General features: G+C 38.3%; 23 protein-coding genes and 5 tRNA genes. 15 read left to right on the forward strand and 13 right to left on the reverse strand.

What is annotated here, in order from left to right; genetic code table 11:
• Nucleotides 1–623, forward strand: a 623-nt coding sequence (gene can, locus ASG38_RS11725; protein ID WP_056070959.1) for a carbonate dehydratase, incomplete at its 5' end; no start/stop codon positions are given.
• 30 nt (nt 624–653) lie between these two features.
• Here the strand turns inward: can and ASG38_RS11730 are convergent.
• The gene (locus ASG38_RS11730) at nt 654–1,853 is read right to left on the reverse strand and encodes an LETM1-related biofilm-associated protein (protein WP_056070962.1); all 1,200 of its coding nucleotides are present in this window, start codon (nt 1,851–1,853) and stop codon (nt 654–656) included.
• A gap of 219 nt (nt 1,854–2,072) precedes the next feature.
• Between ASG38_RS11730 and ASG38_RS11735 the strand changes: the two genes are divergently transcribed.
• From ASG38_RS11735 to ASG38_RS17735, 4 genes are all read left to right on the forward strand, one after another.
• Entirely contained in the window at nt 2,073–3,275 is a 1,203-nt protein-coding gene (locus ASG38_RS11735) for an FAD-binding oxidoreductase (protein WP_056070965.1), read from the forward strand.
• Nucleotides 3,276–3,402: 127 nt separating this feature from the next.
• The gene (locus ASG38_RS11740; protein WP_056070968.1) at nt 3,403–3,996 is read left to right on the forward strand and encodes a DUF4142 domain-containing protein; all 594 of its coding nucleotides are present in this window, start codon (nt 3,403–3,405) and stop codon (nt 3,994–3,996) included.
• A gap of 27 nt (nt 3,997–4,023) precedes the next feature.
• Entirely contained in the window at nt 4,024–4,185 is a 162-nt protein-coding gene (locus tag ASG38_RS17730) for a lmo0937 family membrane protein (RefSeq protein ID WP_157486158.1), read from the forward strand.
• Between the two features lie 46 nt (nt 4,186–4,231).
• Complete coding sequence (locus ASG38_RS17735; protein ID WP_121366417.1) at nt 4,232–4,402, forward strand: lmo0937 family membrane protein; 171 nt, start codon at nt 4,232–4,234, stop codon at nt 4,400–4,402.
• A 77-nt stretch (nt 4,403–4,479) separates the two neighbouring features.
• Here ASG38_RS17735 and ASG38_RS11745 read toward each other — a convergent pair whose 3' ends face one another.
• From ASG38_RS11745 to ASG38_RS11770, 6 genes are all read right to left on the reverse strand, one after another.
• On the reverse strand, nt 4,480–6,285 hold the full coding sequence (locus ASG38_RS11745; RefSeq protein WP_056070971.1) for an acyl-CoA dehydrogenase family protein: 1,806 nt from the start codon (nt 6,283–6,285) through the stop codon (nt 4,480–4,482).
• A 77-nt stretch (nt 6,286–6,362) separates the two neighbouring features.
• Nucleotides 6,363–6,731 (reverse strand): four helix bundle protein, encoded by a 369-nt coding sequence (locus ASG38_RS11750; RefSeq protein WP_056070974.1) that lies wholly within the window; start codon nt 6,729–6,731, stop codon nt 6,363–6,365.
• Nucleotides 6,732–6,784: 53 nt separating this feature from the next.
• Nucleotides 6,785–7,966, reverse strand: coding sequence for an acetyl-CoA C-acyltransferase (locus ASG38_RS11755; protein ID WP_056070977.1), 1,182 nt, complete (start codon nt 7,964–7,966; stop codon nt 6,785–6,787).
• 22 nt (nt 7,967–7,988) lie between these two features.
• A complete protein-coding gene (locus tag ASG38_RS11760; protein WP_056070980.1) occupies nt 7,989–10,379 on the reverse strand; it encodes a 3-hydroxyacyl-CoA dehydrogenase/enoyl-CoA hydratase family protein in 2,391 nt (796 codons plus the stop codon).
• A 9-nt stretch (nt 10,380–10,388) separates the two neighbouring features.
• The gene (locus tag ASG38_RS11765) at nt 10,389–10,862 is read right to left on the reverse strand and encodes a MarR family winged helix-turn-helix transcriptional regulator (RefSeq protein ID WP_056070982.1); all 474 of its coding nucleotides are present in this window, start codon (nt 10,860–10,862) and stop codon (nt 10,389–10,391) included.
• Nucleotides 10,863–11,068: 206 nt separating this feature from the next.
• Nucleotides 11,069–12,640, reverse strand: a complete 1,572-nt coding sequence (locus ASG38_RS11770) for a Na+/H+ antiporter (protein WP_056070986.1) — start codon at nt 12,638–12,640, stop codon at nt 11,069–11,071.
• A 289-nt stretch (nt 12,641–12,929) separates the two neighbouring features.
• On the opposite strand from ASG38_RS11770, the gene ASG38_RS11775 reads away from it, so the two are divergent.
• Nucleotides 12,930–13,424, forward strand: coding sequence for an SRPBCC domain-containing protein (locus tag ASG38_RS11775; RefSeq protein ID WP_056070989.1), 495 nt, complete (start codon nt 12,930–12,932; stop codon nt 13,422–13,424).
• A 91-nt stretch (nt 13,425–13,515) separates the two neighbouring features.
• Here the strand turns inward: ASG38_RS11775 and ASG38_RS11780 are convergent, their stop codons facing one another.
• The 4 genes from ASG38_RS11780 to ASG38_RS11795 all read right to left on the reverse strand — a co-directional run bounded on the left by ASG38_RS11780 (nt 13,516) and on the right by ASG38_RS11795 (nt 16,375).
• Nucleotides 13,516–14,349 (reverse strand): AraC family transcriptional regulator, encoded by an 834-nt coding sequence (locus tag ASG38_RS11780; protein WP_056070991.1) that lies wholly within the window; start codon nt 14,347–14,349, stop codon nt 13,516–13,518.
• Between the two features lie 47 nt (nt 14,350–14,396).
• A complete protein-coding gene (locus ASG38_RS11785) occupies nt 14,397–15,419 on the reverse strand; it encodes a YafY family protein (protein WP_056070994.1) in 1,023 nt (340 codons plus the stop codon).
• Nucleotides 15,420–15,804: 385 nt separating this feature from the next.
• Entirely contained in the window at nt 15,805–16,167 is a 363-nt protein-coding gene (locus tag ASG38_RS11790; protein ID WP_200937034.1) for a VOC family protein, read from the reverse strand.
• A gap of 4 nt (nt 16,168–16,171) precedes the next feature.
• A complete protein-coding gene (locus tag ASG38_RS11795; protein ID WP_056070997.1) occupies nt 16,172–16,375 on the reverse strand; it encodes a hypothetical protein in 204 nt (67 codons plus the stop codon).
• A 229-nt stretch (nt 16,376–16,604) separates the two neighbouring features.
• Between ASG38_RS11795 and ASG38_RS11800 the strand changes: the two genes are divergently transcribed.
• Nucleotides 16,605–18,026 carry an RtcB family protein gene (locus ASG38_RS11800; protein ID WP_056071451.1) on the forward strand — a complete coding sequence of 474 codons (1,422 nt, stop codon included), beginning with the start codon at nt 16,605–16,607 and terminating at the stop codon, nt 18,024–18,026.
• 22 nt (nt 18,027–18,048) lie between these two features.
• On the opposite strand, the gene ASG38_RS11805 is transcribed toward ASG38_RS11800, so the two are convergent.
• Both ASG38_RS11805 and ASG38_RS11810 read right to left on the reverse strand, forming a co-directional pair.
• On the reverse strand, nt 18,049–20,376 hold the full coding sequence (locus ASG38_RS11805) for a BspA family leucine-rich repeat surface protein (RefSeq protein ID WP_056070999.1): 2,328 nt from the start codon (nt 20,374–20,376) through the stop codon (nt 18,049–18,051).
• Between the two features lie 40 nt (nt 20,377–20,416).
• Nucleotides 20,417–22,138 carry a choice-of-anchor tandem repeat GloVer-containing protein gene (locus tag ASG38_RS11810; protein WP_056071002.1) on the reverse strand — a complete coding sequence of 574 codons (1,722 nt, stop codon included), beginning with the start codon at nt 22,136–22,138 and terminating at the stop codon, nt 20,417–20,419.
• Nucleotides 22,139–22,384: 246 nt separating this feature from the next.
• On the opposite strand from ASG38_RS11810, the gene ASG38_RS11815 reads away from it, so the two are divergent.
• From ASG38_RS11815 to ASG38_RS11845, 8 genes are all read left to right on the forward strand, one after another.
• The gene (locus ASG38_RS11815) at nt 22,385–23,131 is read left to right on the forward strand and encodes a nucleotidyltransferase domain-containing protein (RefSeq protein ID WP_056071005.1); all 747 of its coding nucleotides are present in this window, start codon (nt 22,385–22,387) and stop codon (nt 23,129–23,131) included.
• 62 nt (nt 23,132–23,193) lie between these two features.
• The gene (locus tag ASG38_RS11820) at nt 23,194–24,252 is read left to right on the forward strand and encodes a DNA polymerase beta superfamily protein (protein WP_056071008.1); all 1,059 of its coding nucleotides are present in this window, start codon (nt 23,194–23,196) and stop codon (nt 24,250–24,252) included.
• A 916-nt stretch (nt 24,253–25,168) separates the two neighbouring features.
• A tRNA-Arg gene (locus ASG38_RS11825) sits at nt 25,169–25,242 on the forward strand.
• 99 nt (nt 25,243–25,341) lie between these two features.
• Nucleotides 25,342–25,415: transfer RNA gene (locus ASG38_RS11830), tRNA-His, on the forward strand.
• A 5-nt stretch (nt 25,416–25,420) separates the two neighbouring features.
• Nucleotides 25,421–25,492: transfer RNA gene (locus ASG38_RS11835), tRNA-Pro, on the forward strand.
• A 10-nt stretch (nt 25,493–25,502) separates the two neighbouring features.
• Nucleotides 25,503–25,575 (forward strand) — tRNA-Leu (locus tag ASG38_RS11840).
• A 5-nt stretch (nt 25,576–25,580) separates the two neighbouring features.
• Nucleotides 25,581–25,653 (forward strand) — tRNA-Phe (locus ASG38_RS17740).
• Between the two features lie 27 nt (nt 25,654–25,680).
• Entirely contained in the window at nt 25,681–26,001 is a 321-nt protein-coding gene (locus tag ASG38_RS11845) for a hypothetical protein (protein ID WP_056071011.1), read from the forward strand.
• Nucleotides 26,002–26,609: the final 608 nt, after the last annotated feature.

The raw sequence follows: 26,609 nt of genomic DNA on the forward strand, positions 1-26,609 counted from the left end.
ATAAAAAAATAATTGACGGAAACAGGAAATGGGTAGAATCTAAAATTAACCAGGACCCAAAATATTTTGAAAAACTAGCTGAAGGGCAGTCACCACCGTTATTATGGATTGGATGTTCAGACAGCCGCGTTCCTGCGAATGAAGTAATTGGAGCACAACCAGGAGAAGTTTTTGTACACAGAAACATCGCTAATATGGTGGTGCACTCTGATATGAACATGCTAAGCGTTTTGGACTATGCCGTAAACGTTTTGAAAGTGAAGCATGTCATTGTATGCGGACACTATGGATGTGGTGGGGTAAAAGCGGCTATGGGTAACGATTCTATCGGTTTGATTGACAACTGGATTCGTCACATTAAAGATGTTTACAGACACCATCACCATTACCTGGATTCAATTCTTGACGAAAAGGAACGTTTCGATGCTTTTGTTGAATTGAATGTTAAGGAGCAGGTTTATGATTTGGCTAAAACTTCAATTGTTCAGGGAGCCTGGAGAAATGGACAGGATTTATGCCTTCACGGATGGGTTTACAGATTAAATTCAGGAATCGTAAAAGACCTGGAAGTGAATCTATGTGGGAATGAAGATTTAGATCAGGTATACCAATTGAAATTCTAAATAAAAAGCCTCTTGAAAAAGAGGCTTTTTTTATTCTTCATCCAGATTTTCGTTGAATGTGGATGGCAATAGTTGCGGAATAAATTTTATCAAAATCGGTAAAAGCAGACTGCCGCCCGGCAAAAGGAAAATAGTCAATGACGGAATGGTCTTGCAGATTTCCAAAAGCTGCTTTTTTACCTTTTTCTTTTCTTTGGCATCCAGACTGCGATGTGTGGATTGTGTGAGCAGGAGCATAAGGTCGCCGTTGTTGGAGAGTTCCTTAACCAATCGGGTTTTGTTTCTTGTAATCAGTATTTTCACATTTTGTGTGGCCTGGTCATAAAAATGCCTGACAGGATTGGAATAATTGAAATACGGAATCTGTTTTTTGTACTTGTTGATGAAATCATCCGTAGAGACAATACTTTCAGCAACAAAATTATCCGGAACATCCGTGATTTTTGCCAGTTCATATAAAAAGTAGGCTTCATTGCTTTCCATCTCCATATCGCTCCAAAGCGCCATTCCGGCCATGTCAATCAGATATAGTTTTTCCAGCTGCTTTGTGAAAATGTCCAACCCTAATGCTTCCATATCCTGTACGTTGACTTTAGAAAATTTGGTATAGCGCACAGAGGCTTCAAACAGTTTTATCAGCAAATCATCATATTTCGATTTCTTTAGTTTTGTTTTTAAGGCTAAAGAAATAATGCTTACGATGGTTTCTTCCAGTTTTTTTAAATAATTATCCGGAATAGAGTGGTTCATAAGATATTGCTGGAAAGCCAGCACATCCATAAATAGCAAAGCGTTGGTCAGGATATGCGAAAAGTTTTTACTGATGATATCCTCATTGGTTTGTATTCGTTCTGCTATAATCTTTTCCAGATTATGGGACGGTATGCTTTCGGGCAACATCTTATCCAGTAGGTTAAAGCCTTTTGGATGCATTTCCTTGTAAAAGGCAATAACTTTTGCGATAAAGTTTTTGGGGTTGGTGTCATGTGTAACCAGTCCGTAAACGCGATACAGCGTATTCAAAAGAGCAACTTTTGAAAATTCCTCAGAAATCCAACCTTTTGTATCAATAGGCTGTGGTGTATCAAATGACACTACATGCCCGTAGATAAAGCCGGTATTGCGTGTGTTTTTGTAAAACTCCAACGGATTGTCCACAACAGGAAATTGCAGGTACTTTTGTTCTGCAAAAAACTTGTCTATCCAGCCATGTGCCGAAGGGTTAATCATGATTCAAATTTCTGATGCAAAGCTATGTTTTTTATTATGAAGTCAAAAATAATTGATGACTGTTGTAAATTTTTCGCCTCAGCGTCTTTGCGAGTATTTTTTTACGTAAAGGCACAGCGCCGCAAATCATAATAGTATGCTGAAAAAACTTAAATTACTTATAATGCTGAAGGTTTTTTATGGCTTTATCCTTATATTTAATAGAATAAATAGCAATATATGAATCTAAAATCAGGAATGCCTTTCTGGCTTATTAAAGATGGACTACCTCATACTTTTCCAAAACTGGATAAGGATATCGAGACAGATGTTATTATTATAGGAGCCGGTATTTCAGGCGCATTGGTACGTTATTATCTAATCAATGCAGGAATCCAATGCGTGATGATTGATGCCAGAACAATAGGTTTAGGAAGTACTTCTGCCAGTACCTCACTTTTGCAATATGAAATAGACACGCCGCTCCATAAACTAATCGATAAAATTGGAAAAGAAAAAGCAGAACGGGCCTATCATTTGTGCAATTATGCAATTGATAAACTGGAGAAGATTGCCAAAGAGCTAAAACTTGACGAATTCGAAAAGAAAAAAAGCCTTTTTTATGCTGCCTATAAAAAAGATGTTTCAATGTTGGAAAAGGAATTCCAGGCCAGAAAAGGAGCAGGTTTTGACGTGAGTCTCCTTGATGAAAAGCAAATATATAAGCAGTTTGGGTTTAAGGCTCCCTTGGCTATACTTTCTGCTAATGCCGCTCAGACAAATGCCTATGCTTTTACGCATAAATTATTGCAGGTCAAAAAAGGCAGTCATCTTGATATTTATGACCGCAGCCCTATTGTAAAAATCGATACCCAAAAAAATGGGACAGTCCTTAAAACCGAATCTGGTTTTACCATCAAAGCAAAAAAGGTAGTGTATGCTACAGGCTATGAAGTTGTGGAATTTATTGATAAGAAAATTGTCGACCTCAAATCAACCTATGCGGTGGTGAGCGAACAGTATAATGAAAGGAAGTTTTGGAAAGACGAAGTCCTAATCTGGAATACAGCCAATCCTTATCTGTATGTGCGGACTACACCAGATGGAAGAGTGCTTGTAGGTGGCAGAGATGAAGATTTCTACAATCCGGATAAAAGAAATAAGTTGATTTCTAAAAAGACCAAACAGCTCACAAAAGACATTAACACGCTATTTCCACAATTGGATTTTAAACCTGAATTTAGTTGGACAGGGACTTTTGGAGCCACAAAAGACGGGCTCCCGTTTATAGGTGTCTATGATAAACTACCCAACAGTTATTTTGCCCTTGGTTTTGGAGGTAATGGAATTACTTTCAGTCTGATTGCTGCAGAAATTATAAGAGACCTTTTGCTGGGCAAGGAAAACAAAGATGCTTCTATTTTCTCTTTTGACAGGGTATAATCCGAACTGGAATTACTTTATCTGAATCGTATAACATTATAGGTTAATTCTGTAAGTACGGTATTTTTTTTATTGGGTAATTTAGATAAACTCGAAAAAATTACGAACCAACTAAAATTTATATCGTATGAAAAAGCCAACAATTTTTGGAAAAGCAATCTTAAGTCTGGGTGTTTTGACATTGTCTTTAGGAACAGTTTCCTGTAAGAATGAACCTAAAGCAGAAGACCCGAAAGAGGTTGCTGAAGACGAAAACGAAGCAAAATTTGACAATACTAAAGAAGCAGAAAAAGATGCTGAGATTCTTGTAGATGCCGCTGATTTTGATTTGGAACAAAGAGAACTGGGCAAATTGGCCCAATCCAGAGGTGTTTCGGCAGCAGTTAAGGATTTAGGTAAAATGATGGAAAAACATCATAACGATGCTTTTACCCAGCTTTCTGCTTTGGCTAAGGAAAAACAGATTTCTATCCCTACAGCAATTACCGAAGATGGTCAGAAAGAATATGACAGACTAAGTAAGGTTGATGTCAAAAACTTTGACAAAGAGTATCTTGACCGTGTATACAAAGAACATCATGATGCCATAGATGATTTTACACAGGATGCACAAGCTACAAAGAGCGTTGAAATCAAAGCTTATCTGGAAAGCATGATTAGTACTTTGAAAAACCATCATGATGAAGTGGAAAAGTTGCAATCGACATTAGTTAAGAAATAATAATAATCCAATTTAATATTTACAGTCATGGGAAATTTACTTTATACAATTGCCGTAATTCTTGTCATTGTCTGGGCCATCGGTTTTTTAGGCGGAATGGTTACCAGTAGTCTTATTCATGTTTTGTTGGTAATTGCCATCATTGTCGTGCTTTTAAGAGTAATCCAGGGAAGAAAGCCTTTAGAGTAGTCTCTTTCAAAAAAAACAAATAGTCTAACCAATAAAAAACACTATCATGGGAAATTTACTTTATACAATTGCAGTAATTTTAGTAATTATCTGGGCATTAGGATTTTTCGGAATTCTTGGTGAAGGAATTGCAACAAATGGGTTGATACATATTTTGTTAGTGATTGCGGTCATTATCGTATTGCTTAGAATTATTCAAGGAAGAAAACCGCTATAAGTTTTGAATCTGCCAAAAACAAAAAAAAGCCCTGACATTAGCCAGGGCTTTTTCATTAACCAACTATTAAAACGTAACTAAAAGCAATATTGATTTTCCTGTATTAGTTTGGAAGCGATAGTTTCCCGCAACGCTACTACATTAGGAAGGTTAGTGTATTTGGTAAAACGTTTCAGTCCCATCATCATCATTCGCTGTTCATCACCTTCGGCAAAGGAAGCGATACCTTCTTTTCCTTTGGTATTGATGATGTCAATGGCTTTGTATAAGTATAATTGCGCCATAGCAATCTGCTCTTTTACATTTTCAGCACCTTTTGATTTTGCCAGTTTTTCTGTTCTTAAAATAGTAGATTCTGCCATATAGATTTCGATAAGAATATCGGCAGCAGCCATCAACAATTGCTGATGTGCATCCAAATCCGGGCCGTATTTCTGTACAGCGCTTCCGGCTACCATTAGGAATGCTTTTTTCAATTTGCCAATCAGTTCTTTTTCTTCGGCGAATAATTCAGAATAATCAGGAGTATTAAAATCAGGAATTCCCATTAATTCTTCTGCTACTTTCATAGCAGGTCCTAATAAATCTACGTGACCTTTCATGGCTTTTTTAACCAACATTCCAACAGAAAGCATTCTGTTGATTTCGTTTGTTCCTTCATAGATTCTGGCAATTCTCGCGTCTCTCCAGGCACTTTCCATTGGTGTGTCTTCAGAGAATCCCATACCACCTAAAATCTGAATTCCTTCATCAGAACAGTTTTGTATGTCTTCAGAAATAGCCACTTTTAGAATAGAACATTCGATTGCAAATTCTTCTACACCTTTCAGTTCTGCCTCCTGATGTGAAGAACCTTCTGCTACTCGTGCATTGATTCGGTCTTCAATAGATTTTGCTGCACGGTAAGAAGCGCTTTCTCCCGCATAGCAGGATGTTGCCATTTCAGCAATTTTGGAACGGATAGCGCCAAAATTAGAAATAGGTGTATTGAATTGTATTCTTTCATTAGCATATTTTATAGCTCCGGATGTAACTCTTCTTTGTGCATCAAGGCAGGCAGCACCTAGTTTGATACGACCAACGTTAAGAGCGTTCATGGCAATCTTAAAGCCGTTTCCTCTTTCAGAAAGCATATTTTCAACCGGAACTTTTGTTTCGTTGAAGAATACCTGACGGGTAGAGGAGGCGCGGATTCCTAATTTGTGTTCTTCCTCATTCATTGAAATTCCGTTTGACGGGTCGTTTTCAACGATGAATCCGGTAATGTTTTTGTCGTCTCCAATTCTTGCAAATACAATAAAGAGACTACAGAATCCGGCATTCGAAATCCACATTTTTTGTCCTGTGATTTTATAATGCGTACCGTCATCAGACAATACTGCTTTGGTTTTGCCTGAATTGGCATCAGAACCGGCACCGGGCTCAGTAAGGCAGTATGCGCCAAACCATTCGCCGGAAGCTAATTTTGGAACGTATTTTTTCTTTTGTTCTTCGGTACCGTACAAAGTAATAGGCATGGTTCCAATTCCGGTGTGGGCACCAAAAGCAGTGGAGAATGACCCTGTTGCTCCGGAAATATAGTCACAAACGAGCATGGTAGAAACAAATCCCATTCCCAGTCCGCCATATTCTTCCGGAACTGCAACGCCTAATAGTCCTAACTCACCTGCTTTACGCATGCATTCTTCCGTAAAGGCATAGTCTTTATTTTCGAAACGGTTTTTGTTCGGCCAGATTTCCTTATCCACGAATTCTTTTACCGTCTGCTTCATCATTAATTGTTCTTCCGAAAAATCTTCCGGAGTAAAAATGTCCTCACATTTTGTTTCTTTTACCAAAAACTGCCCGCCACGGGTAACGTCTTTTTCGATAGTATCTGCCATTGTATTTTTTGTTTTTTGTTAGACTTTTTAGATGATAGACGAATAGAAAATAGATAATAGATGAGAGAGAATAGACTTTATTGGGATTGCAGTGAATTTTGGAAACCCATTGTCATTTTCTGAAACTCTTCAATTCTATTTTCTAAATCTGTTGTTATTTCATCTGTGATATATTTTCTATGATTTGCAAGCAATAATTGTGTATGTAATTCGAAAGAAGAACCTAGAGAAATATCTAAGAAATGACTGAACGATTTTGATGATCTGCTTGAACCTTCAGCAATATTAGAAGGAAGAGAAACACTACATCTGTCCATTTGGTTTTTCAATCCAAATTTTTCACTCTCAGGAAATGTATCCGTCAAGTCGAGAACCATTTTCGTAATGTCCATTGCCATCTGCCAAATTTTAAGTTTTTTAAAATTATGTCTCTTAAATTCAGCCATACTTTTATCTTTCGTCTAATCTTCTATTATCTATCCTCTATTATCTATCTTCTTTACAACAACTCATAAATTCCGGCAGCGCCTTGTCCGGTACCTACACACATAGTGACAATACCATATTTGTTGCCTCTTCGTTTCATTTCGTCAAAAAGTTGAACGGAAAGCTTAGCTCCGGTACAACCTAGCGGATGACCCAATGCAATAGCACCACCGTTTACGTTAACGATATCAGGATTGATTCCCAATTCACGAATAACGGCTAATGATTGTGATGCAAATGCTTCGTTTAATTCAATCAATTCGATGTCGTTTAATGACATTCCGGCTTGCTGTAAAGCTTTTGGAATAGCTTTGACAGGCCCGATTCCCATAATTCTCGGTTCCACTCCAGCAGCAGCGTAGCTCACCAATCTTGCAATGGGCTGCAGGTTTAATTCTTTTACAAGTTCTTCAGACATGACCATTACAAATGCGGCACCATCACTCATTTGAGAAGAAGTACCGGCAGTAACACTACCATCTGCGGCAAAGACCGGTTTCAGTTTGCCCAAAGCTTCTAATGAAGTGTCGGCTCTTGGACCTTCATCTTTGGTAACGGTATAAGATTTGGTTGCTTTTTTTCCGTTCTCGTCAATGTAGGTCTGGTCAACAGTAATTGGCACTATCTGTTTGTCGAATTTGCCTTCTGCCTGTGCTTTTAATGCTTTTTGGTGGGAATTGTAGCCAAACAAATCCTGGTCTTCTCTGGAAACCTTGAACTTTTTTGCAACAGCTTCTGCTGTGAGTCCCATTCCCCAGTAATAATCTTCATGGCCTTCTTTTGCCACAGCGTAATCCGGTGTTGGTTTATAACCTCCCATTGGAATAAAACTCATGCTTTCGGCACCACCTGCAATGATACAGTCTGCCATTCCGGATTGGATTTTAGCCGTTGCCATTCCAATAGTTTCCAAACCGGAAGCGCAGTAACGATTGACGGTTACTCCCGGAACGTCGTCTATCTTTAATCCCATAAGAGAAATCAGTCGGGCAACATTTAATCCCTGTTCTGCTTCTGGCATGGCGTTACCTACCATAACGTCGTCGATTCTTTTTTTATCTAAGTCTGGCAGCTCATTCATCATATACTGAATGGTTTCTGCGGCAAGCTCGTCAGGGCGCTTAAAACGGAATACTCCTTTTGGCGCTTTTCCAACGGCTGTGCGGTATGCTTTTACGATATATGCTGTTTTCATTTTCTAGTCTCTTTAATCTCGATTAGTTTCTCAATGGTTTCCCTTTGGTCAGCATGTACTGGATTCTTTCCAAAGTTTTTCTTTCAGTACATAATGATAAAAAGGCTTCTCTTTCAATATCCAAAAGATATTGTTCAGTAACCAATGTTGGTTCAGACAAATCACCTCCGGCCATAACATAGGCCAGTTTGTTGGCAATTTTCTTATCGTGTTCAGAAATGTAATGCCCGGCTTCCATACTGTCTGTTCCAACCAGGAACATTCCCAGTGCCTGTTTTCCCAAAACTTTTACATCCTTGCGTCTTACAGGCTGTGTATATCCGGCTTCTGCCATAATCAGGGCGTGTTTCTTGGCTTCCGCAATCTGGCGGTCTTTATTCACGACTACCACATCTTTTCCGTGTTGCAGAATGCCTAAATCATAAGCTTCATAAGCCGAAGTTGAAACTTTAGCCATAGCAACCGTTAGGAAATATTCCTGAAGTACATTTAATTCTACGTCATTTTTTCGGAAAAGGTCAGAAGCTCTCAAAGCCATTTCTTTAGAACCACCTCCACCAGGAATAACTCCGACTCCAAATTCTACCAATCCGATGTAAGTTTCAGCCGCTGCAACGACCTTATCTGCGTGCATGCTCATTTCACAGCCGCCTCCTAAAGTCATTCCGTGTGGTGCTACCACTACAGGAACACCGGAATAGCGAACACGCATCATAGTATCCTGGAACAGTTTGATAGCCATATTCAGCTCGTCATATTCCTGCTCAACAGCCATCATGAAAATCATTCCGATATTGGCACCTACAGAGAAATTAGCTCCCTGATTGCCAATAACTAATCCGTTATATTCTTTTTCAGCAAGGTCGATGGCTTTATTAATTCCCTGAAGTACGTCACCACCAATAGTATTCATTTTGGACTGGAATTCCAGATTCAGGATTCCATCGCCCAAATCATGAATAACGGCTCCGCTGTTGCTCCATACCTTTTTGCTTTCGCGGATGTTGTTCAGTAGGATAAAAGCATCTTGTCCCGGAACTTTTTTCTGGGATTTGGAAGCCCTGTCATAAAAATAAGTCGCGCCATCTTTGATGGTATAGAACGATTTATTTCCGGATGCCAGCATTTCTGTAACCCAGGCTGCCGGTTCGTGTCCTTCGGCTTTCATCAGTTCGATTCCTTTTTCAACACCAATAGCATCCCAGATTTCGAATGGGCCATTTTCCCAACCAAAACCGGCTTTCATGGCATCGTCTATTTTATAGAAATCTTCAGTAATTTCAGGAACTCTGTTGGCTACATAGGCAAACATTCCGGCAAAATTCTTTCTGTAAAATTCTCCTGCCTTGTCTGTTCCTTTTACCAGAACCTTAAAGCGGTCAATTGGTTTGTCAATTGTTTTTGTGAGTTCCAGAGTTGCAAAAGATGCTTTTTTAGGCGCTCTGTATTCTAAAGTATCTAAGTCAAGCGATAAGATGTCTTTGTCTACTTTCTTATAAAAACCTTGTCCGGTCTTGCTTCCCAACCATTTGTTTTCCATCATTTTGCTGATGAATTCCGGTAGTTTGAAGAGTTCGTGGGCTTCATCATTCGGAACTCCTTCATAAAGTCCGTTGGCTACATGCACCAATGTGTCAAGCCCTACAACATCTACGGTTCTGAACGTAGCTGATTTTGGCCGGCCAATAACCGGTCCGGTCAATTTGTCTACTTCTTCTATGGTAAGGCCAAGCTCCTTGACCTGATGGAAAAGGCTCATGATACCGAAAATTCCGATACGGTTTCCAATAAATGCCGGAGTGTCTTTGGCTATGACCGATGTTTTGCCTAAGAATTGTTCTCCATAATTATTCAGGAAATCCAATACTTCTGTTGAGGTTTTTGGACCTGGTATGATTTCAAAAAGTTTAAGATATCGTGCCGGATTAAAGAAATGCGTTCCACAGAAATGTTTCTGGAAATCTTCGCTTCTTCCTTCGCTCATAAAATGAATCGGGATTCCGGAGGTGTTTGAAGTAATTAAGGTGCCTGGTTTTCTATATTTTTCAATTTGTTCGAAAACCTGTTTTTTGATATCAAGCCGTTCTACAACAACTTCGATAATCCAGTCGGCTTCTGCTATTTTTGACAGGTCGTCTGTAGTATTTCCGGTTGTTATCCTGTCGGCAAATTTTATATTGTAAATAGGCGAGGGCTTCGATTTCAAGGCATTCGCCAAGTGTTCGTTTACGATTCGGTTTCGGACTACTTTGCTTTCAAGCGTGAGTCCTTTTTTTTGTTCTGCTTCGGTTAATTCTCGAGGAACAATATCAAGTAAAAGTACTTCTACTCCGATATTAGCGAAATGACAGGCAATACCTGACCCCATGATTCCTGACCCTATGACAGCAACTTTTTTAATCAGTCGTTTCATTCCTTACTATTATTTGTTTGTTGTTTGCATCTGTTTTTCTTCGGGTATGTCCGAGAAGATATTTTTGTCTGCGATTAGTGTATTGATAGTTTCAGCCACTTCAATAAAATGCAGCAATTTTTCTTCCGGTATATGTTCCCTTATTTTTTCATTAAATTTAAGTACGGTATTCTTAGAAAGTTCTCTTTTTTCTTTTCCGAACTTTGTAAGATGAATCAATACGCCACGTCCATCAACAGGATTTTTCTTTCGGGTTATCAATCCTTTTTCTTCCATCGATTTCAGGGTTCGGGTAAGGCTTGTAGGCTCCATACCCATTTTAGGACCTAAGGTTGTTGATGGTGAACCTTTATCTTTGTCCAGGCTTAGCAAGGCAAATCCTGTGGCCATTGTGGCACCATATTTTGCGGCTTCTTCATTATACATTCTGGAGACGGCTTGCCAGGTCGCTCTTAGTATATAGTCTATAGTTTTATCTTTCATAAAGTATTAGGTTATTTCAAATATACAAAATAAAATATTATGCACGCATAGTAAATGAGTTTATTTTTATTTTTTAACAGAAAAAAAATGATTTTAAACTTTTTCTAACTTTTACGCAATGTTCAATAAAGCTCGGTTTGATTTGGATAAAAAGCATAAAAAAAGCCAGGCTACCCTGGCTGATTTATTTCTTTTATTGATACAAATTATTGAAATGACATTTTTTCTTCTTCAATGTCTAATCGGCGTAAATGCCTGCGCACGACTTCTTCGTTGATATGATGGTCCTGATTCCAATCACGAAGCCACTGCCGTTGCTGATCGAGTATGGAAAGATACACCGTTTTGCATTCGACTACCATTGAAGCATCGTCCGGCAGATAGTTAGCATCTTCCCATTTGCGGGCCATTTGTTGTAAAACAGCCTGTTCTTCGAGTTCTTTTGAAAAGTTACTTTTTAAATGTTCCAGACTTTGCTGCGTAAGCTTTTTATACATCTGATGGTAGGATTCTTCATCGCTTAGCGGATGGTCGTATTCCGGGAGATTGAATTTTCGGATAATAAAAGGCAGTGTAAGTCCTTGCAATACCAAAGTAAGCAGGATGACTACAAAAGTGATAAACAGTATAAGGTGACGTTGCGGAAAAGGCATGCCGTTATCCAGATGAACCGGAATCGACAAGGCAGCTGCTAATGACACCACGCCTCGCATGCCCGCCCATCCTAAAACGAAGGGACCTTTTATGCCAGGATTTCTTGTTTCGGCTACGGTAATAAAATTACGGGCAATCAATGTGACAATAACAGCGCCATAAGCACAGAGAATCCGTACAACAATAAGTACACCTGTAATCAGTACTCCATAGCCTATAGCGGTTGAAAGGCCTATAGCACCCAAACCGTCCACAATTTCAGGAAGTTCAAGCCCGATAAACATGAATACCAATCCGTTGAGCACAAATACTAAAGACTCCCAAAAATTTACGGCCCGCAAACGGCTGCTGCTGGATAAAAACTGATGACTTCTTTTAGAAAGAAATAAGCCACCGCTAACAACAGATAATACACCGGAACTATGCAGTTCTTCCGCAAGCATATACATAATATAAGGAGCCACTAGTGTCAGTACTATATCCATATTGACATCTGTTGGCAGTAGCTTGTGTACTTTGAAGAATACAAAAGCTATAGACACGCCAATAGCTACTCCACCAAATACCATCCAGCTAAAATTGATGGCGGCTTCCTGTAATACGAACTGTCCCGTCCCGATAGCTATCAGGGCAAAACGGAAAACAATTAAGCTGGACGCATCATTGAGCAGACTTTCGCCTTCAAGCATGGAGGCCAATCGTTTGGGTACTTTTACAAATTTCAGAATGGCGCCAACACTCACGGCATCCGGAGGTGAAACAATACCTCCCAAAAGAAAACCAAGCGCCAGGGAAAATCCGGGAATAAAATGATTGGAAACAACTGCAACAACAAGAGCCGTAAGAAAAACAATCAGAAAGGCGAAACTGCCAATAATCCTGCGCCATCGCCAAAGCTCTTTCCATGAAGTAGACCATGCCGCTTCATATAAAAGCGGTGGCAAAAAGATAATAAAGATTAATTCGGGGTCAATTTTGACTAATGGAATACCCGGAATAAAACTGATGGCAAGGCCTGCCAATACCAATAGGATAGGATAAGCAACTTTGATTTTGTTGGCCAGCATTACCAAAAAAATAATAGCCAGGATAACAGCAAGATAAAAAGGAAATTCGTGCAGCATTGGGTTTGTTTTGGTACAAATATATAAATTTTGATAAGCCGTTAACAATTAAGATTTGCAACTGTTTTTTTTAAGAAATCAATGTCGGTTCAAGTATTTTTTTTGATTGTTTTTTGTGCTCTTAAATCTAATTGTCTAAAAAAAATATGTAAAATATTTTTCGCAACCAAAAAGTTGCTTATATTTGCAACTGAATGGTTGCTAATATATAATAGAAAAGCAATCTTCTAAATTTTGTATAAAGTGTTTTGCTAACTGGATAATATTGAATAACTTAAATTAAAAAAAAATGGGACACAATCTTTTAATGAATTTTACTGTTGATAAGGAAAATAAGAAAATCAGGGTAGAAAGAGAATTTGCAGCAACCCGTGACAGGGTATGGGATGCCTGGACCAAAAGTGAACTTTTAGACCAATGGTGGGCACCAAAACCATGGAAAGCAGAAACTAAGACTATGGATTTTACCGAAGGTGGATTTTGGCTTTACGCTATGGTTGGACCTGATGGTTCAAAACATTGGGCAAGGGCAGACTTTGAAAAAATCAGGGAATTGGAAAGCTTTTCTACGTTTGATGCTTTCTGTGATGAAAACGGAACCGTAGATACCAGTTTCGAAAGGTCATTCTGGACTAATACATTTAAGGAACAATCCGGTTCAACGATTGTGAATATCGAAATCGTGTATAAAAGTTTGGAGGACCTTGAAAAGATAATAGCAATGGGCTTCAAAGAAGGATTTACTGCCGGATTGGAAAATCTGGATGCGCTTTTGGCATCGTAATACGATTTTTTATTAAGCATATCATAGGCTGCCAATACCAACCGGCAGCCTTTTTTATATGGTTCTAAGTTTAGTAAAAAACTTTTGCTCCTTATAGAAACAGCCAGTTTATCGTGGCATTTTCCTGTAAAGAAACCGACTTAAAAAATGCTTTGGGAGCTAATCCCGTAAAGGCTTTAAAATCTTTGATAAGGTGTGACTGGTCATAAAATGAGCTGTCGTAATTCAAGGTTCCTTTGTTTTTATCGTTATTGGCAAGCCCGGTATTTTTAGCCATCGTTTCCCTGAATCGTTGGATTTTTCTAAATTCTGAAGGTGTCTTGCCTAAATGGATATGGAACTGTCTTGCAATATTTTGTCGGCTTGTGTGGTGTTTTGCTGCAAGCTGTTCAATAGAAGCTGCTTCAGCATTTTGTGTCAGTTCCAGCGCCACATCCTGTATTAAAGGATTTTCAAAACCGATTAGTTTGGACAGCCAGTATTTTTCAATCTGGTTTCGCTGTTCTTCCATGTTACTTTCATTTAAGATTGATTTAAAGGTCGTTTCATAATCTTCGAAAGGAATAAAAGAACTGGAATAGTTTTCAAGATAATATTTCAACTGTTTTGGAATAAAGGCATTCAGTCCTAATGGCTTGAAGTAAAAAGTAATTTCTCTGATTTTACCTTCATAATGTATTTTGAAAGGTTTTTTATAATGGCAGATAAGTGTGGAAATAAAAGGAACTCCTTTTTTTTCTTTGGCAAAAGCACCATTATTATCCATCACTAATCGGGTATCGTCAAGCACGGATACGATACTAAAATTGTTTGGGAAAGTAAAATACTCCACAGTAGGTTCATTTCTTTCTTTTTCTAAGAAATAATAACCTTCGAGATATTGGGAAAGGAGTTTACTTTTGGGCTTGAAATACTGTAGCTGCATGATGCTAAGTTCTGTTTTTATCTGATATAGACGGTAGGTATTGGGATTTATTTAACGGGCAAATCGTATTTTCTCAATGCCTTTTTATGTTTGTCCCTGATTCGCTGTCTTAGACTTTCGGGTGCCAGCACTTCAATTCCTTCCCCAAATCCCATAATCAGTCTTTCGAATTCGTAATTGATTTTTAACATCAAGCTGATTACAATGCTTCCGTCTTCCCGATGTTCTTCTATCTTTTGGGAGTGGTGGAATGGTTTTGTTATTACATAAGGCGCATTATCGGCATCTATCCATAAACGAATAATTCTGACCCGCTGTCCCTGGTTGACCGTAACACCAATGACATCTTTATAAAAATTTTCGGCATTGAAATTTTCTTCCGCATACGGATGGCCAAAATCAAAGTCTACTGCCTCAATGCGGTCTAATGCCAGGTTAACAATAGGCTGGGATACTTTTTTCTTGCCAACCAGAAACCAGCGGTTGTTGAATTCCTTTAATATATACGGATGGAAGATAAACTGCTGTGGTTCTCTGGATTTGAACGATTTATAATTAAGTACTACTACAACTTTCTTAATAATGGCCTGGTAGAGTATGTCAAGAAAATGCAATCCTTTTAGGTTTTCGTTTTTGTCCAGATAAATAACGGGTTGCGTATGCGATTTCTCCGCATAAATCTTATCTTCAAGACGCTGTAATATATCGGATACATCACTGAACAAAGAAAAATCTTTAAACTGTTTGAGCATGGAAACGGTTTCAGTCAATACATTGATATCTGTTTCAGTTAATGGGATGTCGGTAATAGTATATTCTTCGTCTTCATATTTGTAATACTTTTTGTCATAGACGACAATAGGCGCATTGTAGCCCAGTTTTTCACTTCGCATAAGCTGGATGTCGAGTTGTGTTGTCCTCTTGCTTACGGAACTTTCTTTGCCTTCATATTCAAACAATGCTTCAGAACAGGCTTCCATTAAATCTTCCAGAGTCCATTTCCTGTACTGGTTTTGCAGGCATTTGTCAATGGTTTTATAACGGATAAGAGCATTTTTGTTTTGAGACATTTTTCTGATTTTAAATAGAAAGTGACAAAGAGATATTTATTGGTTTAATCAAAAATAAAAATTCCTTTTTACTGCGCAAAATAATTGCGTAGGAAATAGTGTCATCTTTGTACTATCAAAATGGCCTTGTAGCTTAAAGGGAAAAGCCTGTGGCAAAATTTACTGGCCATTGAGTTTACGGATATTCCGGTTAGACCTGCGCGGACTAATGGGTAGAATTTACAGAAGCACCGAAATCGTGAGGGAAAGTAGGGAAGCGTATTTGCAGCCGTAATGCCCGAGAGGGAATGTGAGTTCGAATCTCATCAAGGTTACATTCAGAAACCAATCAGAATCATTTTGATTGGTTTCGTCTTTTAAGTGGTATTGTTTCGGATTTATTTTTTCATTCCTTTTTGTTTAGCTTGGAATAATCGGTTAATCCTAGTTTATTGCCAAACGGGTCGTTAAATTCTACGGCCAAGCCGGTCATTATTTCAAATGGTTCGCTCAAAAACGTTATTCCTTTCTGCTTTAGAATCTCATAGGCTTCCTGTACGTTATCTACAGTAAACCAAATAGCCGGTTTTGCATTTTGCATAGTACTTACAATAATTGCCGGCTCATTTTGACCTACTTTAAAGGCTGTCATACCTTTATCTGAAAAATCAAACTTAATCTCAAGTCCGAGTTTGTCTTTATAGAATTCCTTTGCCTCGTCAAGATTTTTGGCAGGAAGGAAAAAATTATCGAAGTCATTTATATTCATAAAATCAAGATTTAATTTGTGATAGGTCAACGCCTAATTTTGTAAACTCAAGTATTCCTATATCAGTGATATAAAAATTTTTGTCATCCGGTTTTTCCTTTGCTAACCAGCCTTTTGCTATAAACTGTTCTAATAAAAGCATTCCAAGCTTTCCTCCAATATGTTCGTAACATTTCTTGGCTGGCTTTCTGTCTAATGTTTTGTCCATTTTCTTATTTTTAATTTATTTTCAACTGTTTTTTCTCTTTAATATTAGGATTGTTATAATCAAAATTAAATAAAGTTTAAAAATAGAAAAGTGATATTAGTCATACTTTTTCATATCCTTTTATTTTGAATAGAATCAACAATTTAAGCAGTAAGATAACAAAAAAAATAACTGCGCAAAATAATTGCGTACTTTGATTTCAGCTTTGTACCATCAAAAAATGGAAAACATGAAAACACCAATTAACGGAACCGATTTGCTGGAATTAGGATACCCTCAGGGAAGCGTCATCGGGATTGCCTTAAAAGTAAACAAAAAGAGAACCGGGTATACAAAAGAGCAGATGCTGGAATTGTATAAAAAAGTACTGGAGACCCCGGAAGGCTATATCGACGATGCGCTTTTTGGAAAATTAGCTACAGCATTAATTGAAAAGGCAGCTGAAAAGCCGGAAGATTTTATTGCCCTGAATCCAAACCCGAAAGCTTTTTCATCCTACGGATTAGACCATATTGAAGCAGGCGCTATTGACCAGATGAAAACCGCCATGCAATTGCCTGTTACGGTTGCAGGTGCCCTGATGCCGGATGCACATCAAGGCTACGGATTGCCAATTGGGGGAGTATTGGCTACGCAGAATGCCATTATTCCTTATGGAGTAGGTGTGGATATTGGTTGTAGAATGGCCTTGTCGGTTTATGATATTCCGGAAGCATATTATTATGAGAACGAACATACATTTAAGAGAGAACTGATAGCCCATTCTAAATTTGGTGCCGGACATGGTTTTCAGGGACAATACAGAGCAGACCATGCCGTATTGGAGAATCCTAATTTTGAAAGCAATCCTTTTATCAAAAATTTAAAAGATAAGGCCTGGTCACAATTGGGTTCTTCCGGTGGAGGAAACCATTTCGTAGAATTTGGTATTTTAGAATTTGAGTCGGATGATACTGTTTTGGGTATTTCCAAAGGAAAATATGTTGCTTTGCTGACACATTCCGGTTCCAGAGGTTTTGGGGCTACTGTTGCCGGGCATTATACCAAATTAGCAAAAGAACTATGCCCGTTACCGGAAGTGGCAAGAAACCTGGCGTATCTGGATATGAATTCAGAGATAGGACAGGAATATTGGATAGCTATGAATCTGGCAGGAGATTATGCTTCGGCCTGTCATGAAATCATCCACAACAAGATGCAGCAGGCATTAGGTGCTGAGGTATTAGCGAAAGTGGAGAACCATCATAATTTTGCATGGAAAGAAATCTGGAATGGGGAAGAAGTTATCGTTCATAGAAAAGGAGCGACTCCGGCCGGAAAAGGCGTGATGGGAATCATACCGGGAAGTATGACCGCACCGGGTTTTTTGGTTAGAGGAAAAGGAGAAGAAAATGCCATCAATTCGGCTTCGCATGGTGCCGGACGACAAATAAGCAGAACGCAGGCTTTTAAGTCGATTACTAAAAATGAGATGCAGGCCATCTTAAACCATCATGGCGTAACGTTAATAGGAGCCGGACTGGACGAAGCGCCTATGGCCTATAAAGATATCAATCAGGTCATGGCATCACAACAGGAACTGGTGGATGTAGTAGCGAAATTTACCCCTAAAATGGTACGTATGGCAGATGATGGAAGCAGAGAAGATTAAAAATAGCAGGCTGAATTGCCTGCTATTCTTTTATAAATTTACCATTCCAATTACCCCGGTCTGTGGCAACCAAAATTTGGTATATCCCCGAAGTGAGTGATGAAACGTCTATAGATTTTGGGTTTTCGGCAATGGTGTAAATTCTCTGTCCCAACATATTCGTAATGGCAATTTTTTGTATTTCCGGATTTTGAGGTTCGGTAAATTCCAAATGCAGATGATTTTTAGCAGGATTCGGATATATCTTTACAGCTAAAGATTTTGACCTATCCGGAACAGATAATTCAGGTGCCAGTGAACCTTCCTGTGTTTTTGCATACAACCCGATAGTACCGGTTTTGGACAGGCGAAATTCTACAAAGGCAATACCATTTTCAGAGCCTGAATTAAAAGGAATAATTTTTTCTGCATTAGGTAGAACATAAGTACCGGCAGACATAGTGCTGATTAATGCTGCTGCGGTATTGCTATCTGAACGAAACCATCCGGCATCGACGATATCTCCGGCAGGAGGTGTATTTACAACCAGATTGGTATATTCAGATATAGAATAATAAACCCGCACAATAATACCATCATTTACAGTATGGTTTCCACTATCAGTAATAGAAACAAGACGATTGCTGACTCTGGTACTGTGAGTACCATTGCTGATTTGGTAATAGCCATCTGTAGAAGTAATCCCATTTGGAAGCGTACCTATGTTATTGTTGTTGATTTGTACATTGGCAGGCGAAAAAGTATTCCCATTTGGATTGACGGTCAGCATTTTTCTGGCACGGTTTGTCGGATTTGACCAATCATAATTGCATCCTGAATAAGCCAGTGTAGTTGTGGTTCCCGTCGCTGCCAAAAGCGGAGTTGAAGCCGCCAGGGAAATGTCACCGGTAATGTTCCAGCCTTTTCCTCCGTTGGCAACAGGCAATAGAAGATTAGCATGGGCTACTGCTCCGGCATTGCAATAATACAATCCGGAAGCACCTAAGGTTCTGCCGTTAGGACCATTGGCATTAAATCCGATTAGAGTAGCGTCATAATTAGCTATGCTCATACCGCAATTATCAAATATACCGCCAAAAAAACCTCCTAAGGCAGCATTCGGATTAAGACGAGATCCCCATGGTCCCAGATTTTGGTTAAATGCTGTGGCATCCTTAAACATGGCTTCCATAGAAGTTGCTGAAGAAATATTCCAATTGCTGATATCCTGATTAAAAGAAGTTGCTTGCAGAAACATATTCAGCATAATGATAACTGACGAAACGTTCCAATTGCCAATATTTTGATTAAAAGCCGTAGCCCCTTTGAACATGGCGTTCATCCCGGTAACCGCACTAACATTCCAATTACCAATGTTCTGGTTGAAGGCAGTGGCTCCGGAAAACATAGTTGACATATCGGTAACTCTTGTCGTGTTCCAATTAGCAATATTTTGATTGAAAGCCGTAGCTTCGTTAAACATACCGTACATTGTTGTAACAGCTCCTGTATTCCAGTTTCCGATAGGTTGGTTAAAGGCAGTAGCTGCTGTAAACATACTACGCATATTGGTAACAGCTCCCGTATTCCAATTATTGATATTTTGGTTAAAAGCAGAAGCTTGAGAAAACATACTATTCATAGTAGTAACACTTGCCGTATTCCAATTTCCAATTGGCTGATTGAAAGTCCTTGCCGCATAAAACATATTTTCCATGTCAGTAACGGCTCCTGTACTCCAGTTCCCAATATTTTGGTTAAAAGCAGTAGCATTGACAAACATGCTATTCATGGTTGTAACTGAAGCCGTATTCCATGCTCCGATATTCTGATTAAAAATTGTTGCACCGCTAAATAAATAGCTCATATTAGTTACGGTAGCTGTATTCCAGCTTCCAATATTGGCAGGACCATTCAAAGCGATACAAAATTGAAACATTTGACTCATATTCGTCACGCCGGAAAGTATAGGAACATCTGTTGCCGTAATGTTCATCGTGGTACAGCCGTAAAAAGCACTGGCAAAGCTGGTCCAGGCAATGTTTCCCCATTGTGCAATGTTTTTCAGTTTTAGCTTGTCGCCAGAGTTATTGAAATAGATTCTTGGAAAAGTTCCGGTAATTTTAATCTGGTAATTGGTGTTGATTGCCAAGCCGGTAAATTGAGCATTTCCAGTAACATTATTCAATGTTGTAATGATGGTTGCAGGAGTATCTAGTCGTGCAATCGTAGCGGTATAGTTATATCCTGTTCCGGTTGTTGGAACCGTAATTGTTGTGCTGGCACCCGTATTCCATTCCGTTATAAACTGTCCGAAACAGGGAAAAGCAGCCATTAAGAAGAATGTAAAAAAAAGTAATTTTATTTTCATATGATGTTGTTTTACGGTATAGGTCGGTTTTGTATAAATATTATTCTTTTACGAATTTGCCTTTCCATTCGCCTTTATTGGTAACAAGATGTAATTGGTACACTCCGGTTGCCAAAAAGTTAATATCGACAGACAGATTTTTATAGGCTTCGTTGTAGATAGTTTGTCCCAACATATTGCTTATCAGAATCTGTTTTGTTTCAAAATCAGGCATATTCGGAAGCTGAATGTTCAGGACATTAGCCGCAGGGTTTGGGTAGAGTTTTATAGCATTTTTCCAAACCAACTCGTCTGTACCCAGGCAGCCATCTACAGTAATCTGTAAAGGCATGGTTATGGTGGTACCGCAAGTATTGGTCATTGTACAGGTATAAATACCGCTGTCTGATAAGGCAAGATTGGAAATAGAGAGTATGCCTGTAGTTTGGGAGGGCAATACAGTAGAACCTTTTTTCCATACATAGCTAGTGGCATTAGTATTTTGCACATCAAATGTGAAAGGATTGTTCTGGCACACGACAAAAGAGGCAGTATCAAAAAAACGATAAGATGGCTTGCGGCAGATTTCAATAAGGTCTTTAGGCTCATAGGTATTATTGGCAATTATTTTCCGACTAACCGAATTGGTCGTCAGGTCAAGTTTGAAATTTCCCTGAGGGCTACTGCCATAAATAGCACCATCGCTCGCTTTCAGCAAGGTTCCATACGGCGCCCTGACCATATCGTCCGCAACATAAGAAAAAGCATGTACTATAGACATCATTTCCGTTGCAGGATTATACTCAAATACCAAACCGTCTGAATTAGGATAACTGCTGTTATTGTTTCCTCCCAGCGTACCATAGAGTTTATTGTCGACACTTTTTATAAGAGGATTAGGATTGGCACCGTTGACTGCATAATTGAAATCAAACTTTTTGACCATAGTATTGGTTGCAATCGTAAATTCAAACAGCGTACCGCTTCCTAAAGGAGCAACACCCTGAGGACCTATATTAGCTCCGCCCAATGCTGTGCCATATAATTTTCCTGGTAAAGCTTCTACCAGTTTGGTTTCATAAATAGTGTGCATAACATCGGAACCTGAACCCAGAGTTCCAAAAACATGAACTTTGGTCAGTTGATTGTTTGAAAGATTGAGCCTGTAAATACCACCGGGATATGGAACATTTTGTGAAGATGGCGCCATAGAAGTTACACCATATAAATTTCCATCGGATGCTTTCATAAGCTCTCCCAAAAATTTAGGGTATTGGTTGCTATTGTTATAAGAAAAAGGAGGAATGGTCGCTGCGATGCTCATTTCTTCCGTATTAATGTTGTATTTGAAGATGGAAGAACCGCTATTAGTGATGCCATATAGTATATTAGGCTGAGGTTCAATAACACCATGCATGGTACCTATTAATGCTGTAGAAAGTACTTTATATTGATCAAGTATAAGGTCATATTCAAACAGAACTCCCAATGGTACTCCAGGGCCAGGTGTGTTGCCATCGTAACCGGTCACACCATATAATTTTCCATTAGAAGCCTGAAATAGTCGGCCTCTTGGAAACTTTCCCAACATACCGTTAGGGTCAAACTCATGTATAGTTTCAGCAACTGAACTATCACCAGCCAGGGCAGTTTTGATAATAATACCATTGTTACTGCCGGGAGTTCCGGGAGCGGTCATCCGGTAACCCCAAAGCTCTTTTTGGCTGTAGGCAGAAGAAAAAATAAAAAACAGACAGGCTGAAAATTGGGTAATTTTTTTCATGGTTTTTTTGTGTTGGTAGATTGCTAATACTCCGAATCAAGCTATATGGCGAGATTTAATATAAAGGCGTAATTGTGAAGGTATTAGTTTGGTTTTAAGGGTACTACTGCAAACTTAGGCTAATAAATTAAATTTTATGTTTTCTGAGAGATAAATTTTTGAAATAGGAAGATTTCTTTCTTATCCATAATTATGTTGAAAGTGAATTTATTTTAAAATATTTTTAAATTTGAGAAATTGCTTACTATGATAGATAAAATACTACATAAATTAAAAACAGTAGAAAAAGAAAAAGGTGTGGAAATCCTTTTTGCCTGCGAATCAGGAAGCCGTGCATGGGGATTTGCATCTCCTGACAGTGATTATGACATACGCTTTATTTACAAACACGAGATACATTATTACCTGTCACTTTGGGAACAACCTGATGTGATTGAGTTTATGACAGAGGGAGATCTGGATGGCTCTGGTTGGGATTTAAGAAAGGCTATAAAATTATTGGCAAAATCGAATGCACCTTTGTTGGAATGGCTGCATTCGCCTGTAATATATTACAAGAATGAGGTTTTTACGAAAGAAATATTGCCTTTAGCAGAAGCTTGCTTTTCACCTGTGGCCTGCCTCCATCATTATTTGGGCACAACAAAAAATTTCATGGAAGTATGCTCAGCAGAAGAAGTAAAGCTGAAAAGTTATTTCTATGCATTGCGTACGGCATTAGCAGGCAAGTGGATTATAGAAAAGAATACATTTCCTCCAGTGGCTTTTGTTGAATTGTTACCAATTGCACCAGTTGAGATACAAGAAAAAATAATGGAGTTGTTAGATATCAAAGCGCAACAACATGAAGGTTATCTACATCCAAAAGAAGTTTTGATTACAGACTTTTTGATGGAAACAATTAGATTTAATCAAGAGAATGCAGGGAGTTTGGGTAGTGGGAAGAAGGTAAGTGGGGAACTGGATAGTTTTTTTAAGAACTGTATAAAGTAGCATAATTGTTGAATTAAAATTTATAAATACTGTTTTATATTGCAGAAGAATTTTATAAAGACATGACTATCCAAGACCTTAAATCACAAAACCTAATTCTCTTTGAAGTCATCTCAGGTAGTAAGTCCTTTGGATTAGATACGCCTACATCGGATACTGATATCAAAGGAGTATTCTACCTGCCCAAAGAAAAGTTTTATGGATTGAATTATATTCCACAGATAGCCAACGAAACTAACGATGAGGTATATTATGAGATTGGTCGTTTTGTAGAGTTATTACTTAAAAACAATCCAAATATTTTAGAGATTCTGGCGACTCCAGAGGATTGTATACTTTACAAACACCCATTAATGGAACGCTTACGGCTAGAAGACTTTCTGTCGAAGTTATGCAAGGATACTTTTGCAGGCTATGCTGTGACGCAGATTAAAAAGGCAATAGGCCTGAAAAAGAAAATCGTAAATCCGATGGCTAAGGAAAAGAAAAGCCTTTTGGATTTCTGTTATATACTTCAAGGTTATGCAACCGTACCGCTACTACAATGGTTGGAAGAACGGAACTATCAACAAGAGCGATGTGGTTTAATTAACCTGCCAAATTCCAGAGACATGTTTGCGTTGTTTTATGATGCGGAAGGAAACCTGGGCTATAAAGGAATTATCCAAAAAGAAAACTCCAACGAGCTTTCGCTTTCGTCTATTCCAAAAGAAAAGGCTCATCTAGCTTATCTTTCCTGTAATAAAGATGGCTATTCTAAATACTGCAAAGAATATACGGAATATTGGAACTGGATTGATAAACGAAATGAAGACCGATACCAGACCAATCAGCAGCACGGAAAAAATTATGACAGCAAAAATATGATGCATACAATTCGGCTGTTGCAGACTGCGGAGCAGCTTCTTGCTACCGGAAAGTTAAATATTCGTGTTCCAAATCGTGCAGAATTGTTGGCTATCAAATCAGGAGAAAAAGAATATGATGAGCTATTGGAATTAGCAGACCAATTAATTCTTTCGATTGAAAATTATTATAATACATCAACTCTACCAGATTATCCGGATGAGCAAAAAGCATTAGAAAATTTGATTGAGATAAGGAAGAGCTTGTATTCCTAAAACTGTATATTTTCTTACTAAATAATATGACCTTGGTTACAATTCCAAAAAAACAATTACATTTGCCCTCGAAATGAATACAATATACCAACATAGCGTACCGTCAATTAGACTTATATGCGATCGCCCTGAAGTAAAATTTATGGCGAAATGCCAGGGATGTGGTATGTATTGTAAAGATTTCAAGCAAGATTTGTAATTGGTAATCCGAAACTATATAGAAAAGCGTCCTGATATCAGGACGCTTTTTTGTTTTACAGCCATTTTGAGAACAGCTATGACAGATTAAAACAGATTTTGAAAATGAAAAAACAATAGAAATGATATAAAAAACAAGTGTCTTTCAAGACATAGTCAAAAAAAAGTAAAAAAATGTTTCATGCCTGATATAAAAAATAGAAAATAAGAATTGGAAACTAACCAAATGAGAGACAGTCATTTGAATATTTCGAAATATCTGCTTCAAAGCGGACAGGATTTCTTTTGTTTTAATTGAGTGTAACTATTTGATTTTCAATAAAATAAATTTAAATATAATTTGGAAGTTTGATTTTTTCGACTTTATCTTTGCCGAAGAAAAATGAAAAGATTTTTGATTTAAGATTTAAGAATTAAGATTTAAGATTTAAGATTTAAGATTTAAGATTTAAGATTTAAGATTTAAGATTTAAGATATGACAACTATAAACTATCAACTAACAACTATCAACTATAAAGAAGTGTTTGCTTTTAGACGACATAACACAGATATAGCTTTCCCTAGTCTGGATAGCCGATTTTATAAAACACAGGTGTATAATCATTACAGGCTGATAGGATAATCTTATCCTGATAGTATGATATGAAGCACCTTTAACGAGGTGCTTTTTTTATGCCTAAAAGGGAATGAGAGTTCGATTCTCTTGCTCTCCGTAATGACCCTGTAGCTCAATTGAATAGAGCAACTGCTTACGAAGCAGAAGGTTACAGGTTTAAATCCTGTCAGGGTCACATAAGTTCTGGAAAGGAACTGGCTCATTGGGGTTACTGGCTAACCTTCCCGACTGTCTCTTGGAGAAAGTTGCAAGTAATTTGATATGAGCCGAAATGGTGCTTTTAGTTTATTAGGTAAAACCTCAGATTGTGGTTCTGAAGAACAGGGTTCGATTCCCGAAAGCACCCCAAAAAACTGGGAAGATAACGGAGGTTGTTTGCCCGCCTTGGACGCGGGAGGTCGCAGGTTCGAATCCTGCTTCCCAGACATATTAATTGCAGGAATGGCGGAATGGTATACGCGACAGATTTAGGATCTGTTTTTTGAGAGTTCGAATCTCCCTTCCTGTACAAAAGGAACTGTAGTGTATGTGGTATGCACGTTAGTTTGAAACACTAAAGGTATTCGTTCAACTCGAATCTGTTCCACAATGTTTAATTTAAAGAATGATAATTATGAGACAAGACATCTTAAAAAGGTTTTTGACCAATACGGACGAAACAGGGCGTTTCCTGATGAAATCCAGGATAACCGGTATTATTTATTTTGTTGAGCCTATCTATAACGGAAAAACACCGGAATGGGGTGACTTGGATCCGGCTACAAAAAAGCTCACAGGCAATTATGGTTCCAAATACACAGGAGCGGTTACCAAAAAAGAGTCACTCATAACTGAAGAAAATGGTTTTGTTAATATAGGCTATTTCAAAGGAAGTCCTTTTGGAGCAATCGAACAAAGAGACAGGGAACATCAGAAAAGACTGGGACTTTTATAAATTAAATTCACTGCGCAGAATAATTGCGCAGTGGTTTTGAAATCTTTGTAAAGAAATAAGAAAGTTCCTTGAAATTAAAATATCAAACAAGTCCTGTTGCGTGTTTCTGAATAGCACCATTGTAGGAAACGTTGCCTTAGGGTATTATGTTTTTCTATGCAACTTGATTTGGAGGTTAGGGCAGTTTTCCAAAAAACGGTCACACATCTATGGGTTGTGGGTTCGAATCCCACTCTGTTTAGGCAGATAGTTCAATCTGGATAGAACAATAGAAGTTACGTAGGTTCGAATCCTACACCGAATTTGATCGGTTTGACAGCGGTTGTCCCTTCGCAGGCTCAAAATCTGCAAGTAAGAGAGGCATCACTCTTAAAAAGATGCTCAAAAAAGAAAGAGAGCCTGTCTCTATCAGCAAAGACTAAATGCAATGTCTGGTCTTTTGCACTTTTGACAGGACCTGTGAGCGCAGTAGCGGCTTTGGAATATTGGTTTTTCTTTTAGGTTTGATAAACAATTTCGTCATGGTACTTTTTTGTTTAAAAATAGCCGGAAACAAATTCCGATTAGAAAAAGACAAACCAGCGCTCCCGTTCAGAAGAAAGGATGGA

Source organism: Flavobacterium sp. Leaf359, from assembly GCF_001423985.1.
GTDB classification, from domain to species: Bacteria; Bacteroidota; Bacteroidia; order Flavobacteriales; family Flavobacteriaceae; genus Flavobacterium; species Flavobacterium lindanitolerans.